This window comes from Aquamicrobium segne (genome assembly GCF_042656785.1).
Lineage (GTDB): Bacteria > Pseudomonadota > Alphaproteobacteria > Rhizobiales > Rhizobiaceae > Mesorhizobium > Mesorhizobium segne.
The window spans coordinates 185,629-200,634 of the sequence record NZ_JBHSLL010000056.1; the positions used below are offsets into that span (position 1 = coordinate 185,629).

The window sequence follows — 15,006 nt, forward strand, 5'->3', positions numbered from 1 at the left end:
CTTTTTTTATCAAGAATAAGCAATATCGGGTCGTTCATCTCACTTTCTGTCAATCGGCGTCGTAACGGGGATCTGACGCAAACTCGCTGCATCTTTGGTTCAGGTCACGCCGATGAGTTTGAGTTTGGTGATCTGGCCTTAGAGCATTTTGTGAGTACAGATGGAATCATCTAACGCCGCACAAATACAGCTAAAACAAGAGCTTGGAGTATTTCATACGCTTCCGTAAAAACAAGAAATACTCCAGGCGCGACCGTTGGACTACGGAGAGATGATGGCGTTTCGGGCGACGATGAGGCCAGCTACATCACTGGCCAGATCATCCACGTGAATAGCGGTGAACATATGTTCCAAAGCGCCAGCCCGTTTGTTCATATCAGTGGGGGAGGGTTGAACGGATTGGGAGCCTTTACCTGGGTAAGGGGCTTTCGAACCCGCACGAGGCAGGTCTGGGCAGCACATCCCTGAGCTAGTGAGGATGTGCCTATATCCAGCGTGAGCACATTGGGATTGCCATGCAGGTCGAGACCGGTCTCATCGGGATCGTACCAGGCGCCTGTCGCGATTCTCACGACGCCCTGCATGATCTCTTCGGTGATGCTTACAGATGCCAGACACCGGCCACGCCCGTTCCAGACCTCAACAGTGTCGTGGTGAGCAAGACCGCGAGCCGCAGCATCGGCGGGATTCATATATACGCATTCCCGTCCGTTTATCTTGCCGGCCGCGCTGTAAGGGCTGGCATCCAGTTGGCTGTGCAGCTTGCGCGCCGGTTGGTCGCTCAGGAGGTGCAATTCGTCGGCTTCACACTTTGCCGCCCCGAGCCATTCCCGGGGTTCGAACCACACGGGATGGCCTTTGCAATCGGGCAGGTTAAACGACGCGATTGTCTCAGAAAATATTTCGATACGGCCGGAAGGTGTGGTCAGCGGGTGCTCCGCTGGCGACTGCCGAAAAGCCTCAAACATGGTACGGGAGGATGACTCTGGCGTAAGGTCCACCAGGCCGTCGGTCCAGAAAGTCTTGAAATCGGGGCATTCGACTCCATTCTGCTTCCAACGCTCGCGCATATTTTCATACATATGTGTGAGCCAGGCTTGCTCATTGCGGCCCTCTGTGAAGATTTTTTCTGTACCCATCCGCGCAGCGAGTGCAGCAAAGATCTCGTAGTCGGAGCGGGCGTCACAGAATGGCTTGACAATCTGACGCATCGCCACCAGAAAACCTTCCTGCGTGGCGTAACCGATATCGTCGCGCTCCATCGCCGTCGTGACCGGCAAGGCGATATCCGCCCGTTTGGCGCTCGCGGTCCAGAAAGGGTCGTGCACGATAATGGTCTGCGGCTTTTGCCAGGCACGGCTCAGCCGGTTCAAATCCTGATGGTGATGATAGGGGTTGCCTCCGGCCCAGTAGATCAGGTGAATGTCAGGATAGGTGCGCGCAGCGCCATCATGCATGAAAACCGCGCCCGGATTGAGCAGCATGTCCGTAATTCTGGCGCAGGGGATGTAATCCGGCACGGCATTGTGACCCTGTGAAAGCGTCGGGCCGGAAAGCCGGCGATGTGGCGAACCGTTAGCGTTCATCGGGCCGTAACCCACGCCGAAGCCGCCTCCGGGCAAGCCGATCTGGCCAATCATGGCGGCCAGGGTAATCGCCATCCAGAATGTCTGTTCGCCATGATGAGCCCGCTGCAGCGACCATGCGACATTGATGATCGTGCGGGCCTCCACCATCTCGCGTGCCAGACTGACGATGCGCGAGGGGTCGACCCCTGTTATTTCAGCCGCCCAGGCAGGCGTTTTGGCAACGCCATCATCCTCACCCAGAAGATAGGGCAGGAATTTCTCAAAACCCACGGTGCAGCGGTCAAGGAAGGCGCAATCATGCTTGCCATCACTCACGATCTGCCAGGCCACGGCCAGCATCAGCGCGACATCGGTATTCGGCCGACACCGGATCCATTCAGCGTTGCATTCTTCTGCGATATTGTCGTTGCAGGGGCCGATATTGATGAAGCGTACGCCATTTTCCGCCATGGCCTTCAGCCCCGGACCAACGCGGTGGTGGCCCGCACCGCCGGGCGAAGATTGCGCGTTCTTCGCAGGTACGCCGCCGAAAGTGACAAACAGTTTAGTATGTTCGGCCAGGATATCCCAAGTCGTATGGTCTGCACTCAGACCATCTACCGTGCCGGCAATATGAGGGAGGATGACGTGAGCCGCTCCCAGCGAGTAGGAGCCGGTATGGCGCACATAACCGCCAATGCTGTTAAGAAACCGGTGAACCTGGCTTTGCGCATGGTGAAAACGGCCGGCGCTCGCCCACCCGTACGATCCGCCAAAAATGGAACTGTTGCCATATTCGCCTGTAACGCGCGCAAGTTCGGCAGCGACAAGGTCGAGCGCATGGTCCCACTCAACCTCCACGAAAGGTTCCCTGCCCCGTAACTCAGGCCGTGCACCGGGGCCGTATTCAAGCCAGCTTTTGCGAATTGCAGGACGCCGTATGCGGCTTTCCAGAAGTTTCGGATCCAGTTGGTGAACCCCGATCATCGAAGGGTCGGGATCGGTCCGGAGGGGGCGCAGTTTCGTCGGGGTTTCGCCTTCATCGAATTCGTAGATACCCCAGTGAGAAGCTGTATAACGCGTCATTGGTAATTCCTGTGCAATCAATCTTGAGACTGAATGAAGACTTCGACGCAGATCAGAACAAGGTTCTCATCGCGCTTCGGACGCCCGCGGTGAATGTTTCCAGCCGCATCGATCAACGCGATTTCAATATCGAGGTACGGCTGGCCTGTTTTCCCGATTTCGAATGTCCCTGTCAGCCCCAGAATTTCAGTGGGCACCTCATCGATCGAAAGCCCGTCTTCGAAGCGGGCGCCCACAGTGCTGCCGATAAGGCTCATTATGCGTCCGGACCGCACATTGTGATCGGTGCAGATACGTTCCAGCGATCTTACCAGATCCTCATTGGGCCGTATTTGCGCAACGATCAGATCTCCCGAAGAAGACGAATCGGGATTCATATGATGCGGGCCGAATAGAGTGAAGTTGGTTTCAGGATCGAACCGCGCGTCCATTGCGATTTCCCGGCAACCCACGAAGGCAATTTCGCAGTCGCCACCGATTCGACAGTCCATGGGAAGAATATGCCCGCCCTTGCCCGTGCCATCCGCATCCTGCCAAAGCACGTGACCATGCAGGAACGGTCGCCCGTCACGCGAACCATATGTCGCTGTGCCGACTTCTATGGTTACAGGCCCATCCCGGAATCTGGTTTCGCTGTAATAGGCGACATGCTCCGGCGACCTGGAATAAGTCGGCATGACAAATTGCATGGGGCCAAGCACGAGCGACGAAAGATCGAGAGCGGCGCTGCGGATTTCCAGTGGCTCAAGATGGGCGGCGATCGCATCCATCAGCACAGCGCCGGCCTGCAAGCGGATCGTCCCCGAACGTCCGCCTGCCGACAGACTTCGCAAGCGGATTTCATTGGCAGGACCGGGATGCCTGATATGGCGGGTGACCGGGTTTCCATTTGTCACTTGGGTTTGTCCCCTTGTTGTGATGGCAGCTAAATCTATGCTTGCTGGCTCTCGGATGAGAAATGCGTATGGACCTCGGCCAACCGTGCTTCCAGCTTCCGGGCTTCGCCTTTGAGCATGGTGATGATTTCAGGCTGTCGACTTTCGTTGAGGCGACCCTCAATGGCGCCGATCGACAAGGCACCGATGACACGGCCCGAATGACCGCGAATGCCTACGGCAATCGCCCATGCGCCGGTATGGAAAATGCCGCGGTTTATCGCGCAACCGCGTCTCCGCGTCTCCGCAATCGCCTGTCTGAGAACCGTTTCCGTCAACATCGGATAATGGCTGGCGTAATATTCGCGATGTACCGACATAACAGTTTCAATCTCGCGATCCTCCATGCTTGCCAGGATCGCAATTCCGTGCGCGGCGACGCCGAGCGGATGACGCTGACCCGCATTGAGAACATGCGACCGAATAGGGTGAAGCCCTTCTTCGCGACGCATGCATAGCGTATGCAGTCCCTCGCGCAAGCAAAAGAAGGCGGTGTCTTCGGACCGCTCCGCCAGACGTCGGACCGACTCGTCGGCCATCGTGTGCATTGCAAATCTGTCTGAAGCGATCGTGCCATAAAGATACGCCGTAATGCCCAGATAATAACGTCTGGTGACTTCATCTTGCGAAACCAGACCTGATCGGATCAGCGCGATCAGCAGCCTTCGAACGGTCGGCTGTTTCAGCCCGCTGGCGCGAACGAGTTCCGCAAGCGAAGCACCGATTTTATGCCATTCAGCGATAAGAGCCAACAGATGAGTGGCGCGCTCTATACTCTGACTTCCGGACACCTCTTCCACCCCTGATTTCTTAGTACAGTCCACATAGTGGACTATCTAATTAATCATCATATTGAAATACATTGCCTTTTTCAAATTGATTTTGATCGATTCTCGAATTACTCCATTATATGGTCTTTATCGCTGGCAAGTTTGCAGGTGCCTGAACGCCACCCTGGCGCAAGAATCCGCGAGAGCCAAAGAACTGGAGGAGGAATCAATGTTGAAAAAAATGAATCGACGTTTGTTTATCGGAGCAGGCATCGGCGCCCTTGCTGCGCCGGCCCTTATCTCGGGCAAGGCTCAGGCCGCCGAGTTTCGATATAAATTTGCCAATAATTTTCCACTTGGCCATCCGATGAACAACCGGATGGAAGAAGCCCGTGACAGGATTTTGGAAGAAACGGACGGTCGCTTTCAACTGCAGATATTTCCCAACAATCAGTTAGGCTCCGATACCGACACGCTTAATCAGGTGCGCTCCGGCGCGGTCGAATTCTTTACGTTGTCGGGCATCATCCTGTCATCGCTGGTGCCTGTTGCGTCCATCAACGGTATGGGCTTTGCATTCAAGGATACCGGGCAGGTCTGGTCTGCGATGGACGGCGAGCTCGGCGCCTATGTTCGTGACAAGATCAAGGCGTCCCGCCTTCATGTGATGGACAAGATTTTCAATAACGGGTTCCGGCAGATAACGACCTCGACCGGACCGATCGAAGGCCCGGAAAGCCTTCGCAGTCTGAAGATTCGGGTTCCGGTCAGCCCGTTGTGGACGTCGATGTTTCAGGCTCTTGGATGCGCGCCGGCAAGCATCAACTGGAACGAGGTCTATACCGCACTTCAGTCTGGCATTGTCGACGCTCAGGAGAACCCTCTCTCGACCGTTGACGTGGGCAAGCTATTCGAGGTTCAGAAATACTGTTCATTGACGAACCATATGTGGGACGGCTTCTGGATGCTGGCCAACCAGCGATCCTGGGAGCGCCTGCCCGACGACATCAAGGAAATCGTCAGTCGCAATATCGAGCAGTCGACTCTTGAGCAGCGGGAAGACATCGACCGGCTGAACGAGACGCTTCGTGCTTCGCTGGAAGAGCATGGCCTGGAATTCAACGAGCCGGATCCCGCTCCGATCCGCGAACAGCTCCGGCAAGCCAATTTCTACAGCGAATGGAGAAACAACTACGGCGAAGAAGCATGGTCGCTGCTGGAAAAAGTAACCGGCCCTCTCGCCTGAGGATAGTTGTCGCTGGTTGAGCGCGCCCTGAGACATCGAAGCAGTCCGATGCTCTCTCAAAGGGTCAGAGCGTCCTTTGTGCATCCGCCAGGACGCACGGTGTTCTGACGCAAGGCGCGCTCGCCGCCGCATATGGCGGACCTTGGCCAGAACGCAATTCGAACGGATAAGAATATGACAGTTGTGAGCGAAGACTTCATCGTGGGTGAAGTCAGCGAGAACCCTGAAGCTCGCGCCGGTTCCTCATTCATGCGCCCTGTGGAGTTCGTATCCGCGCTCCTTATGGCGGCAGTCGTGGTGCTGCTCATGGCCGGTGTGATTTCCAGATATGTTATCAATACGCCTCTGGTATGGGTCGAGGAGGCGGCTTCCATCTGCTTCATCTGGCTTGCCATGCTTGGTTCTGCGATTGCGCTGGATCGAAACGAGCACCTGCGGTTGACATTGTTCCTGCGGCTTTTGCCTGATCGCCTGCAGGGACCTGTGGAAGCCACCGCGCTTGCAGCGGTCGCAGCATTTCTGATCGGGATGCTGCCGATCGCTTATGAATATGCTTACGAGGAATGGTTCATTACCTCGGCGGCCCTTCACATTCCCAATACGTTTCGCGTGGCGGGCATCCCCGTCGGTTTCACGATGATGCTGGGCTTGCTGATCGCTCACGCGTTTCGTGCACATTCGCTTCGGGAAATTCTTATCGGCACGTTGGTCGTTGCAGCTTTGACGGCGATATTCTGGGTGTTGTCCGACCAGTTTATTGCCATAGGGAACGTCTCGCTCGCCTTCTTTCTGGTTTTGATCGTTGCATTCGGGCTTGCGTCGGGCGTTCCCATCGCCTTCTGCTTCGGACTTGGAACGCTGTGCTATCTCGCTTTCGCGTCCTACGTTCCGGCCTATGTCATGATTGGCCGCATGGATGAAGGCATGTCCGGCGTGATCCTTTTGTCAGTGCCGGTATTCGTGCTTTTAGGATGCCTTCTCGACACGACCGGCATGGGCAAGACGATCGTTGATTTTCTCGCCTCCATTCTCGGACACGTCAAGGCAGGCATGTCCTATGTTCTGCTCACGTCGCTTTTTATCGTGTCCGGAATTTCCGGATCGAAAGTATCGGACATGGCCACCGTTGCGCCGGCTCTTTTTCCTGAAATGAAGCGCCGCGGCAACAAGCCGCCGGAAATGATCGCGCAACTCGCCACCGGTGCGGCAATGGCCGACACTGTGCCGCCTTCCATCGTTTTGATTGTGCTGGGTGCAGTTGCGGGAATTTCCATCGCCGATCTGTTCGCCAGCGGTTTCGTCGTCGCAATCGTCCTGCTGCTGGCATTGATGGCGCTGGCACGCTGGCGGGCTCGAAAAGAATCGATGGGAGGCGTGCGGCGCGCACCGTTGAAAGTGGTGCTCCAGTTGCTGGTTATCGCCGCGCCCGCTCTGGTTCTGCCGTTTATTATCCGCGGTGCTGTATCCAGCGGCGTTGCGACAGCCACGGAAGTTTCCACCATTGCCGTGGTCTATGCTCTTGCCATCGGAATTGTTCTCTATGGCGGCATTTCATATCGCACCATCTACAAGATGCTGGTTGACACAGCGGCGATGAGCGGCGCGATATTGTTGATCCTTGGTACTGCGCTTTCAATGGCCTGGGCGATTACGCAGGCGGGGGTGGGCCAGACCATCGCCGATTTTGCCGCTAACCTGCCCGGTGGCGTATTTTCTTTCATCGCCATGTCGATCGTGATCTTTTTTGTCCTGGGCTGCGTGCTTGAGGGTCTGCCGGCTCTCGTGCTGATGTCGCCCCTGATGTTTCCGATCGCGGCAGGTTTTGGAATGCATCCTGTCCATTATGCAATGATCGTAGTGGTCGCCATGAATATCGGTTTGATGGCGCCCCCCATCGGCATCGGCTTCTATCTTGCCTGTCGTATCGGCAATGTGCCTCCAGATGACGCTTTGCGCGCCATCTGGCCATACATTATGGCGCTGGTCACAGGCCTCGTGATGATTGCAGCCTTTCCCTGGATATCGCTGAGTGTGCTTTGATCATGACCGGTTCAAATAACAAAACATGCGTCGGCGGGCGTTTTGTCGGCAAGGTGGCTCTGGTCATTGGAGCAGGCCGACCCGTAGACGGCTGGAACAATGGAGGCGCGGCAGCCCGCGCCTACGCTGCCGAAGGTGCGCAAGTCATCTGCGTGGATCGCGACCTTGATGCAGCCGAGCGTACCCGGGCAGCCATTGAGCGTGAAGGCGGTGTTGCTCTTGCCATCAGTGCAGATGCCACAGACTTGAACGAGATGGAGATACTGGCCGCCACCGTCCAGCAGGATTTTGGTCGCATCGATGTCCTTCACAACAACATCGGGGCCACGATCATGGGCGGGCCGGTAGAGCTGAGTGAAGCGGATTTTCACAAGGCTCTCGATCTCAATCTTGGCACCGTATTCCGAACCTGCAAGGCTGTACTGCCTTTCATGGCCAGGGCCAGCAAAGGCGCAATTGTGAATGTGTCTTCTCTGGCGGCCATACGCTGGACCGGCTACGCCTACTTTGCCTATTCCGCCGCCAAAGCGGCCGTTAACCAGGCAACAGTGTCCATCGCGATGGAGTATGCCAGTTGCGGCATACGCGCCAATTGCGTGATACCGGGCGCCATAGAAACCCCCATGCTGCAGCAGGCGATAGCCGGTGCCTATGCCTCGGCGGAGGAAATGCGGCAGGCGCGACTGTCCATGGTTCCGATGCGTCGCAATGGCCAGCCGGAGGATGTGGCGCAGGCAGCCCTTTTCCTTGCTTCGGATGCAGCAGGTTTCATCACCGGGGTTTGTCTCCCCGTAGATGGCGGCCAAAACTGTTCCGCACGCGCCTTTTAACAATGCCCTTCCGGCGCGGCTATGCGCCAGTAGAAATACGAGGATTCCGATGAACAAACACGCAAACCTGCATAACAGCATGCTGTTGGATCACGCTTATCGCGTCCGGCACAATGCGCTGGTGATGGCCGAGACGCAGGGACAGGGCTACATTGCCCAGGCTCTCGGCGTCGCCGATGTTCTGACCGTCACTTACTTCCATGCCATGAACCACCGCCCGCACCAGCCCGATTGGGAAGAGCGCGACCGTTTTCTGCTTTCGGTCGGACATTACGGCATCGCCCATTATTCGGTGCTGGTCGCGGCAGGCTATCTTCCGGAGGAAGAATTGCCGACATATGCGCAAGACGACAGCCGCTTGCCCATGTCTGGAATGACCTCCTACACGCCGGGTGCTGAAATGTCGGGAGGATCGATCGGGCTCGGTTTACCGATGGCCGTCGGCATGGGCCTGGGCCTTAAGCGCAAAAAATCGAAATCCTTCATCTACACGCTGATGGGCGACGGTGAACTGGCCGAAGGCCCGACATGGGAAGCAGCTATTTCTGCGTCCAATTACAAGCTCGACAACATTATCGCCATTGTCGACTTCAATCAGGTCCAGGCTGACGGACCGTCCATGACTGTGATGAATACCGAGCCGGTCGTGGATAAGTTCGAAGCCTTTGGCTTCTACGTCCAGCGTGTTGACGGCAACGACATGTCCGCCCTTGTGGCAGCGTTCGACCGCGCCCGTGAGCACCCTGAACCAAAACCTCGTATCATCATATGCGACACAAAGATGGGATGCGGTGTCGATTTCCTTGAAGGGCGCGAGAAGAGCCACTTCATCAGGCTGGAGAAAGACGACTGGAAACACGCCTTTGAAGCGTTGAAGCAAGGAGGAAAGAAATGAGCGGAGCTACGATGATGACAAAAAGCAATGCACCTGCAATCGCAGCTTCCTCTATCGACGAAGGGCATCCTACGAAGGCGATGCCTTTCGGCCGCACCCTCATCAAACTGGCGCAAACCCGCCCTGAAATCGTTGGCATGAGCGCGGATCTGGCGAAATACACCGATATGCATATTTTTGCAGAGGCGTTTCCCGACCGCTTTTATCAGATGGGCATGTCAGAGCAGTTGATGGCGACCGCCGCTGGCGGATTGGCCAAGGAAGGTTTTGTTCCTTTCGCGACGACTTATGCGACTTTCGCCTCACGCCGTTGCTACGACTTCATCTCTCAAGCCGTGGCCGAACAGGATTCAAGCGTCAAACTGATCGGAGGCCTTCCGGGGCTGACCACCGGATACGGACCCAGTCATCAGGCAACCGACGACATCGCCATTTTCCGCGCGATGCCGAACATGGTTGTCATCGATCCCTGCGATGCGGATGAAATCGAGCAGATGGTACCTGCGATCGCCGATTATCCGGGACCGGTCTATACGCGCATCCTGCGTGGCAACGTTGCTTCGGTTCTGAACGAGTATGATTATCGGTTCGAACTGGGAAAAGCTGCATTGCTGCGGGGAGGTCGCGATGTATTGATCATCTCCACCGGTTTTATGACGATGCGTGCGCTCGACAGCGCCAAGGAACTGCAGGCGGATGGTATCGATGTCGCCGTGCTGCACGTTCCGACGATCAAACCACTGGATGAAATGACGATCATTCGGGAAGCCAAGCGCACCGGCAGACTTATCGTGACCGCCGAGAATCATTCTTCTGTAGGCGGCCTCGGCGAAGCGGTTGCCAGTTGCCTGAGCATGAACGGCGTTACAGGCGAAATGCGTCGCATTGCCCTGCCGGACCGCTTTCTGGCTGCCGGCACGCTGGAAGTTCTGCAGGAGCGCTATGGGATTACGCGCGCTGCGGTTTCCAGAAGCATTCGGCGGTGGTTGTAACGGAAAGACCGGAACAATGCAGAAGATACTCATCCTCACAGGCGGCGCGTCCGGCATCGGACGCGGCATTCTGGAGCGTGCCATCGCCACCGGCTGGACATGCGCCGTTCTTGACCTGCCCGGAGACGCGCTCGACACTTTAGCGACCTCCAGTCCCGCCGATCTCGTTATGGCCTTTGGAGTGGACATCACCGATCAGGACGCAATTGAATCGGCCATAGATGAAATTGCCAAGAAATATGGGCGGATCGACGCGCTCGTCAATTGCGCCGGCATCGGCCAGAACGTGGCCTTTAAGGATACGACGCCGGAGCAGTTCCGCAAAATGCTCGACGTCAACGTCGTTGGTGCGTTCATCGTCTCGCAGGCCGCCATCCGCCACATGGAAGGGGGAGCTGTCGTCAACATCACGTCCGTTTCCGGTATCCAGGGCAGCGTCGGCCGCGTAGCCTATGGAACCTCGAAAGGTGCCGTCAATATGATGACGCGCATCATGGCTGTCGAGCTTGCGCCTGCCAGTATTCGTGTCAACGCGATAGCACCGGGGCCGGTGGATACTCCTATGGCGCAGAAATGGCATGATCAGAAGACGCGGAATGACTGGGTATCCCGCGTCCCGCTCGCACGCTACGGCACGATTGATGAGATCGCCTCAATGACCATGATATTGCTGGACAACGAGGTGTCATCTTACGTCAATGGGCAAGTAATAGCTGTCGATGGCGGTTTTACGGTCTCCGGGCTGATGGCCAAATAGAGTATTTTGTGAGTACAGATGGTTACATCTGACGTCGCACAAATGCGGCTAAAAAAGAAGCTGGAGCAGCGGAAGCTACGTTCGTCAGAACGCAGCTTCCGCTGCTCTAAGGCGAGAGCAGGCTGTCGGCATCGGCAAAGAAATCAGGCCCGCCGAAATTTCCGGATTTCAGGGCAAGGGCGAGCTTGTCGCCATCGCGGCTGGTGGCCAGCAGGGCGGGAACGCCGGGGGCTATTTCCGGGCCGATTTCGAGTGCTTCGATTGTCAGGCTTTCAACCACTGCACCAGAGGTTTCGCCACCGGCAACAATCAACCGGCCAATGCCGCCTGCCACCAATTCGCGGGCAATGGCGCCAAACAGCCCCTCAATGGCATCGGCTGCGCGCTCGCGCCCATAGGTTTCCTGCACCTGGCGCACCACTTGCGGGTCGGCGGAAGAATAGATCAGCGGCCGCTTTGTCTGCTTCAAGGCCCATTGTGCAATATGTTTGGGCTCAAGCTGTCCGGCAATGGCTGCATCAGCTTTAATCTCAAACATCGGCAAACCAGCCTGACTATGGCGCGCCACCTGACCGCGCGTTGCCGTGGAACAGGAGCCTGACAGCACCACGCTTTGTCCGGCAACACCTGTCCATTTATTGCCGGTTCCCGCCAGCAGGCCACGGCGGCGGAAATTTTCAGGAAGGCCAAGCGCAATTCCGGAACCGCCGGTAATCAGCGGCAACCCGTCAAGGGCGGTGCCGATCTCGATCAGATCGGTATCGGTCACCGCATCAACGACAATCAGCCTTGCACCGCTGGCATTTGCCTGATCAAGGGCTGCGGCAATGCCGGTTGCACCTTGGCGCACATGCTCATAGCCGACATGGCCCACGCTCAACTGTGTCTGGCGCGCCAGCCAGCGCCGGATGTCGGCATCGGTCATCGGGTTTAGCGGATGGTGTTCCATGCCGCTTTCATTCAAAAGCTGGTCATGAACAAACAAATGCCCCTGATAAAGGGTGCGCCCTGCCCCGGGAAACGCCGGACAGACAACCACTTTTTCAGCATTGAGCGCCTCAGCCAATGCAGTTGCGACCGGACCGATATTGCCTTCAGGCGTGCTGTCAAAGGTTGAGCAATATTTGAACAGAAACTGAGTGCAGCCTTGCGCCTTGAGCCATTCAAGAGCTTTCAGGGACTGGGCAATGGCCTCATCGGCAGGAATGCTGCGTGATTTGAGGGCGACAATACCGGCCTCGACGGAAGGATCAGCCGCGCCTTGAGGAACGCCGGAAAACTGCGTGACCCGCATTCCCTGCTTCGACAAGGTGTTGGCCAGATCGCTCGATCCGGTAAAATCATCGCCTATGCAGCCTAAAAGCATGGTTCAAGCTCCTTCAAATTTCTGTTGCCATCAGCCTTTGTTGGGCTGATTGCTGGCATGAATGTCCCAATAGGTTGAAATGACGGTCTCAAGATGCTCGCGCATGGCCGCTTCGGCGCGGTCGGCATCCCGGTCGCGGATGGCTGTAAAAATGTTGCGATGACAAGCCACGGCTCTTTCAAGGGCTTCAGGATGGCTCAGCGACTTGTAGCGCTGCGCTTCCAGAAGATCGAGAACGACCTCATAAAGCACATCCAGAAGCGGATCGCGGGCAATGCGGGCAATTCCTTGATGAAACGCATTATCGGAAGCTGAAAAAGCATCAATATCGGCCACATGTTTTATATTTTCGTGCAGCAGATGTTCAAGTTCGCCAATATCGTCGGGCGTGGCCTGGCGCACAGCTTCGCGCACCATGGCAACTTCAACGAAAATGCGGCTCTTTTGAAACTGGCGAATGCCTTCGGGGCGCATGACCAGCATTTTGGCCGTTCCGGAAAGAAGCTGCAGCAAGTCGCGCGGGTCAGGCGCGGTGACACGGGAACGATCGCCGGTCGATATGGATAACATTCCGGTCTTGTTCAGCCACAACAGAGCCTCGCGCACGGCTGGGCGCCCCACGCCATAATGGGCCATCAGGTCCCGCTCGGAGGGCAGGCGATCGCCAATTGCCAGTTCGCCAGACAGGATACGCGCTTCAAGATCCCTGGCGATCTGGTCCGACAACCGATCACGGCGCAGGTGAACCGGTTCGTCAAAACCACTCATGCCCAAAGATTCCTCACCAAAAAAACTGCTTGACCAGCCTGCGGCCATCTCTGCCAGAGTATTTTCTGCTTATTGGTATGACAGCTTGACAGGCTGATTGTCAATCATGGTTCTTGGGAAGAAACTTTTGTTTTAGAGCATTTCTTGTTTTCATGGAAACGGATGAAATGCTCTAATCTCTTGTTTTAGCCGCATTTGTGCTTGCGCACAGATAATGCCATTTGTGCTCACAAAATGCTTTCATAAAAAACGCCGGGAAGCCCCCTCTTCCCGGCGTTTCCAGCGATGTTTTTAAAAAAATCAATCCCTGATTGATTTCAACAACTCATCAACACTTTTCTTGGCGTCGCCATAAAACATGCGCGTGTTGTCCTTGTAAAACAGCGGGTTTTCAATGCCCGAATAGCCCGTGCCCTGCCCGCGCTTGGAGACAATCACCAGCTTTGCCTTCCACACTTCCAGAACCGGCATTCCCGCAATCGGGCTGTTGGGGTCTTCTTGGGCGGAGGGGTTTACAATGTCGTTTGAGCCGACAACAATCACCACATCGGTATCGGGAAAATCGTCATTGATCTCGTCCATTTCCAGCACGATGTCGTAAGGCACCTTGGCTTCAGCCAAAAGCACATTCATATGGCCGGGCAAACGACCGGCAACCGGGTGAATGGCAAAACGCACCTGCTTGCCCATGGCCCGCAGGCGGCGCACCAGTTCGGAAATGGATTGCTGGGCCTGCGCCACCGCCATGCCATAGCCGGGCACGATGACAATGCTGTCGGCATCTTCCAGTGCAGCCGCCACCCCTTCGCTGTCAATGGCGACCTGCTCGCCCTCGATTTCCTGAGCAACCGATGCGGTTGAGCCAAAGCCGCCCAATATGACCGAGATGAAGGAGCGGTTCATGGCCCGGCACATGATGTAGGAAAGGATTGCACCTGATGAGCCGACCAGCGCGCCGGTGACAATGAGCAGATCATTGCCAAGGGTAAAGCCGATTGCCGCGGCTGCCCAGCCGGAATAGCTGTTGAGCATCGAGATCACCACCGGCATGTCGGCCCCGCCAATGCCCATGATCAGATGATAGCCGATGAAATAGCCGAGCAGCATCACAACCAGCAGCGGCCACAATTGCTCCGTCTGCACATAAACGACCAGCAGAACGATACAGGCAAGGGCGGCTATGGCGTTGAGCACATGGCCGCCGGGAAGTTTTGTCGCCTTGCCGGTGATTTTCCCGGCAAGCTTGCCAAAGGCAACCACCGAACCGGTGAAGGTGACCGCACCGATAAAGACGCCGAGCAGCACCTCAACGCGCAAGATGTTCAACTCAACCTGTGTCTTGCCAGCCAGAATCGAGGCAAAACCCAAAAGTGAACTGCGCGTCGCCTCGTCCATCAAGGCGATCCGGGCCACTTCCAGATGGGCATTGATGCCGATGAAAACGGCGGCCAGACCGACAAAGGAATGCAGGGCCGCCACCAGTTCCGGCATTTCGGTCATCTGGACGCGAATGGCGACCATGACGCCTAAAACACTGCCGGCCGCCAGCATGGCCACCAGAACGGTCCAGACCATGCCGTCAAGCGAAACCTGTGGCCCGAAAATGGTGGCAAAGACCGCCAGAGCCATGCCCACAATGCCATACCAGACGGCGCGTTTGGCGCTTTCCTGACCTGACAGGCCGCCAAGGGAGAGGATGAAAAGAACGGTCGCCGCAATATAGGCGCCTTGTGTCAAACCAATTGTCATATCC

The 15,006-nt window shown here is 56.4% G+C and carries 12 protein-coding genes; 6 read left to right on the plus strand and 6 right to left on the minus strand.

Features of this window, described 5'->3' with window-relative positions; genetic code table 11:
• Positions 1 to 371: 371 nt before the first annotated feature.
• Genes ACFPLB_RS15470 through ACFPLB_RS15480 form a run of 3 tightly spaced genes read right to left on the minus strand, consistent with a single transcriptional unit; the run spans position 372 to position 4,380 of the window.
• On the minus strand, positions 372 to 2,654 hold the full coding sequence (locus ACFPLB_RS15470; RefSeq protein WP_378231253.1) for a molybdopterin guanine dinucleotide-containing S/N-oxide reductase: 2,283 nt from the start codon (positions 2,652 to 2,654) through the stop codon (positions 372 to 374).
• A gap of 17 nt (positions 2,655 to 2,671) precedes the next feature.
• Complete coding sequence (locus tag ACFPLB_RS15475) at positions 2,672 to 3,550, minus strand: PCC domain-containing protein (protein ID WP_378231255.1); 879 nt, start codon at positions 3,548 to 3,550, stop codon at positions 2,672 to 2,674.
• A 35-nt stretch (positions 3,551 to 3,585) separates the two neighbouring features.
• Positions 3,586 to 4,380 carry an IclR family transcriptional regulator gene (locus ACFPLB_RS15480; RefSeq protein WP_378231257.1) on the minus strand — a complete coding sequence of 265 codons (795 nt, stop codon included), beginning with the start codon at positions 4,378 to 4,380 and terminating at the stop codon, positions 3,586 to 3,588.
• Positions 4,381 to 4,588: 208 nt separating this feature from the next.
• Here ACFPLB_RS15480 and ACFPLB_RS15485 point away from each other — a divergent pair, with 208 nt between their 5' ends.
• The 6 genes from ACFPLB_RS15485 (at position 4,589) to ACFPLB_RS15510 (ending at position 11,119) form a co-directional block, all read left to right on the plus strand.
• On the plus strand, positions 4,589 to 5,605 hold the full coding sequence (locus ACFPLB_RS15485) for a TRAP transporter substrate-binding protein (RefSeq protein WP_378231423.1): 1,017 nt from the start codon (positions 4,589 to 4,591) through the stop codon (positions 5,603 to 5,605).
• A gap of 174 nt (positions 5,606 to 5,779) precedes the next feature.
• Positions 5,780 to 7,645: a TRAP transporter large permease gene (locus tag ACFPLB_RS15490; protein ID WP_378231259.1), complete on the plus strand. Its 1,866-nt coding sequence runs from the start codon at positions 5,780 to 5,782 to the stop codon at positions 7,643 to 7,645.
• A 2-nt stretch (positions 7,646 to 7,647) separates the two neighbouring features.
• Positions 7,648 to 8,475, plus strand: coding sequence for an SDR family NAD(P)-dependent oxidoreductase (locus ACFPLB_RS15495; RefSeq protein WP_378231261.1), 828 nt, complete (start codon positions 7,648 to 7,650; stop codon positions 8,473 to 8,475).
• 49 nt (positions 8,476 to 8,524) lie between these two features.
• The gene (locus ACFPLB_RS15500; RefSeq protein WP_378231264.1) at positions 8,525 to 9,370 is read left to right on the plus strand and encodes a transketolase; all 846 of its coding nucleotides are present in this window, start codon (positions 8,525 to 8,527) and stop codon (positions 9,368 to 9,370) included.
• The gene (locus ACFPLB_RS15505; protein WP_378231266.1) at positions 9,367 to 10,362 is read left to right on the plus strand and encodes a transketolase family protein; all 996 of its coding nucleotides are present in this window, start codon (positions 9,367 to 9,369) and stop codon (positions 10,360 to 10,362) included. The genes ACFPLB_RS15500 and ACFPLB_RS15505 overlap by 4 nt, the downstream gene beginning before the upstream one ends.
• A gap of 16 nt (positions 10,363 to 10,378) precedes the next feature.
• On the plus strand, positions 10,379 to 11,119 hold the full coding sequence (locus tag ACFPLB_RS15510) for an SDR family NAD(P)-dependent oxidoreductase (RefSeq protein ID WP_378231269.1): 741 nt from the start codon (positions 10,379 to 10,381) through the stop codon (positions 11,117 to 11,119).
• Positions 11,120 to 11,225: 106 nt separating this feature from the next.
• Here ACFPLB_RS15510 and otnK read toward each other — a convergent pair whose 3' ends face one another.
• The 3 genes from otnK to ACFPLB_RS15525 form a co-directional block, all read right to left on the minus strand.
• Positions 11,226 to 12,485, minus strand: coding sequence for a 3-oxo-tetronate kinase (otnK, locus tag ACFPLB_RS15515; RefSeq protein ID WP_378231271.1), 1,260 nt, complete (start codon positions 12,483 to 12,485; stop codon positions 11,226 to 11,228).
• Positions 12,486 to 12,515: 30 nt separating this feature from the next.
• A complete protein-coding gene (locus tag ACFPLB_RS15520; RefSeq protein WP_378231273.1) occupies positions 12,516 to 13,253 on the minus strand; it encodes an FCD domain-containing protein in 738 nt (245 codons plus the stop codon).
• Positions 13,254 to 13,553: 300 nt separating this feature from the next.
• Positions 13,554 to 15,002 carry an NAD(P)(+) transhydrogenase (Re/Si-specific) subunit beta gene (locus ACFPLB_RS15525; protein ID WP_378231275.1) on the minus strand — a complete coding sequence of 483 codons (1,449 nt, stop codon included), beginning with the start codon at positions 15,000 to 15,002 and terminating at the stop codon, positions 13,554 to 13,556.
• Positions 15,003 to 15,006 lie beyond the last annotated feature (4 nt).

What these genes read in the sequence shown, in the direction of transcription:
- ACFPLB_RS15470 (WP_378231253.1), bottom strand. Translation starts at nt 2,654, where the DNA reads ATGACGCGTTATACAGCTTCTCACTGGGGTATCTACGAATTCGATGAA.
- ACFPLB_RS15485 (WP_378231423.1), top strand. Translation starts at nt 4,589, where the DNA reads ATGTTGAAAAAAATGAATCGACGTTTGTTTATCGGAGCAGGCATCGGC.
- ACFPLB_RS15490 (WP_378231259.1), top strand. Translation starts at nt 5,780, where the DNA reads ATGACAGTTGTGAGCGAAGACTTCATCGTGGGTGAAGTCAGCGAGAAC.
- ACFPLB_RS15495 (WP_378231261.1), top strand. Translation starts at nt 7,648, where the DNA reads ATGACCGGTTCAAATAACAAAACATGCGTCGGCGGGCGTTTTGTCGGC.
- ACFPLB_RS15500 (WP_378231264.1), top strand. Translation starts at nt 8,525, where the DNA reads ATGAACAAACACGCAAACCTGCATAACAGCATGCTGTTGGATCACGCT.
- ACFPLB_RS15505 (WP_378231266.1), top strand. Translation starts at nt 9,367, where the DNA reads ATGAGCGGAGCTACGATGATGACAAAAAGCAATGCACCTGCAATCGCA.
- ACFPLB_RS15510 (WP_378231269.1), top strand. Translation starts at nt 10,379, where the DNA reads ATGCAGAAGATACTCATCCTCACAGGCGGCGCGTCCGGCATCGGACGC.
- otnK (WP_378231271.1), bottom strand. Translation starts at nt 12,485, where the DNA reads ATGCTTTTAGGCTGCATAGGCGATGATTTTACCGGATCGAGCGATCTG.
- ACFPLB_RS15520 (WP_378231273.1), bottom strand. Translation starts at nt 13,253, where the DNA reads ATGAGTGGTTTTGACGAACCGGTTCACCTGCGCCGTGATCGGTTGTCG.
- ACFPLB_RS15525 (WP_378231275.1), bottom strand. Translation starts at nt 15,002, where the DNA reads ATGACAATTGGTTTGACACAAGGCGCCTATATTGCGGCGACCGTTCTT.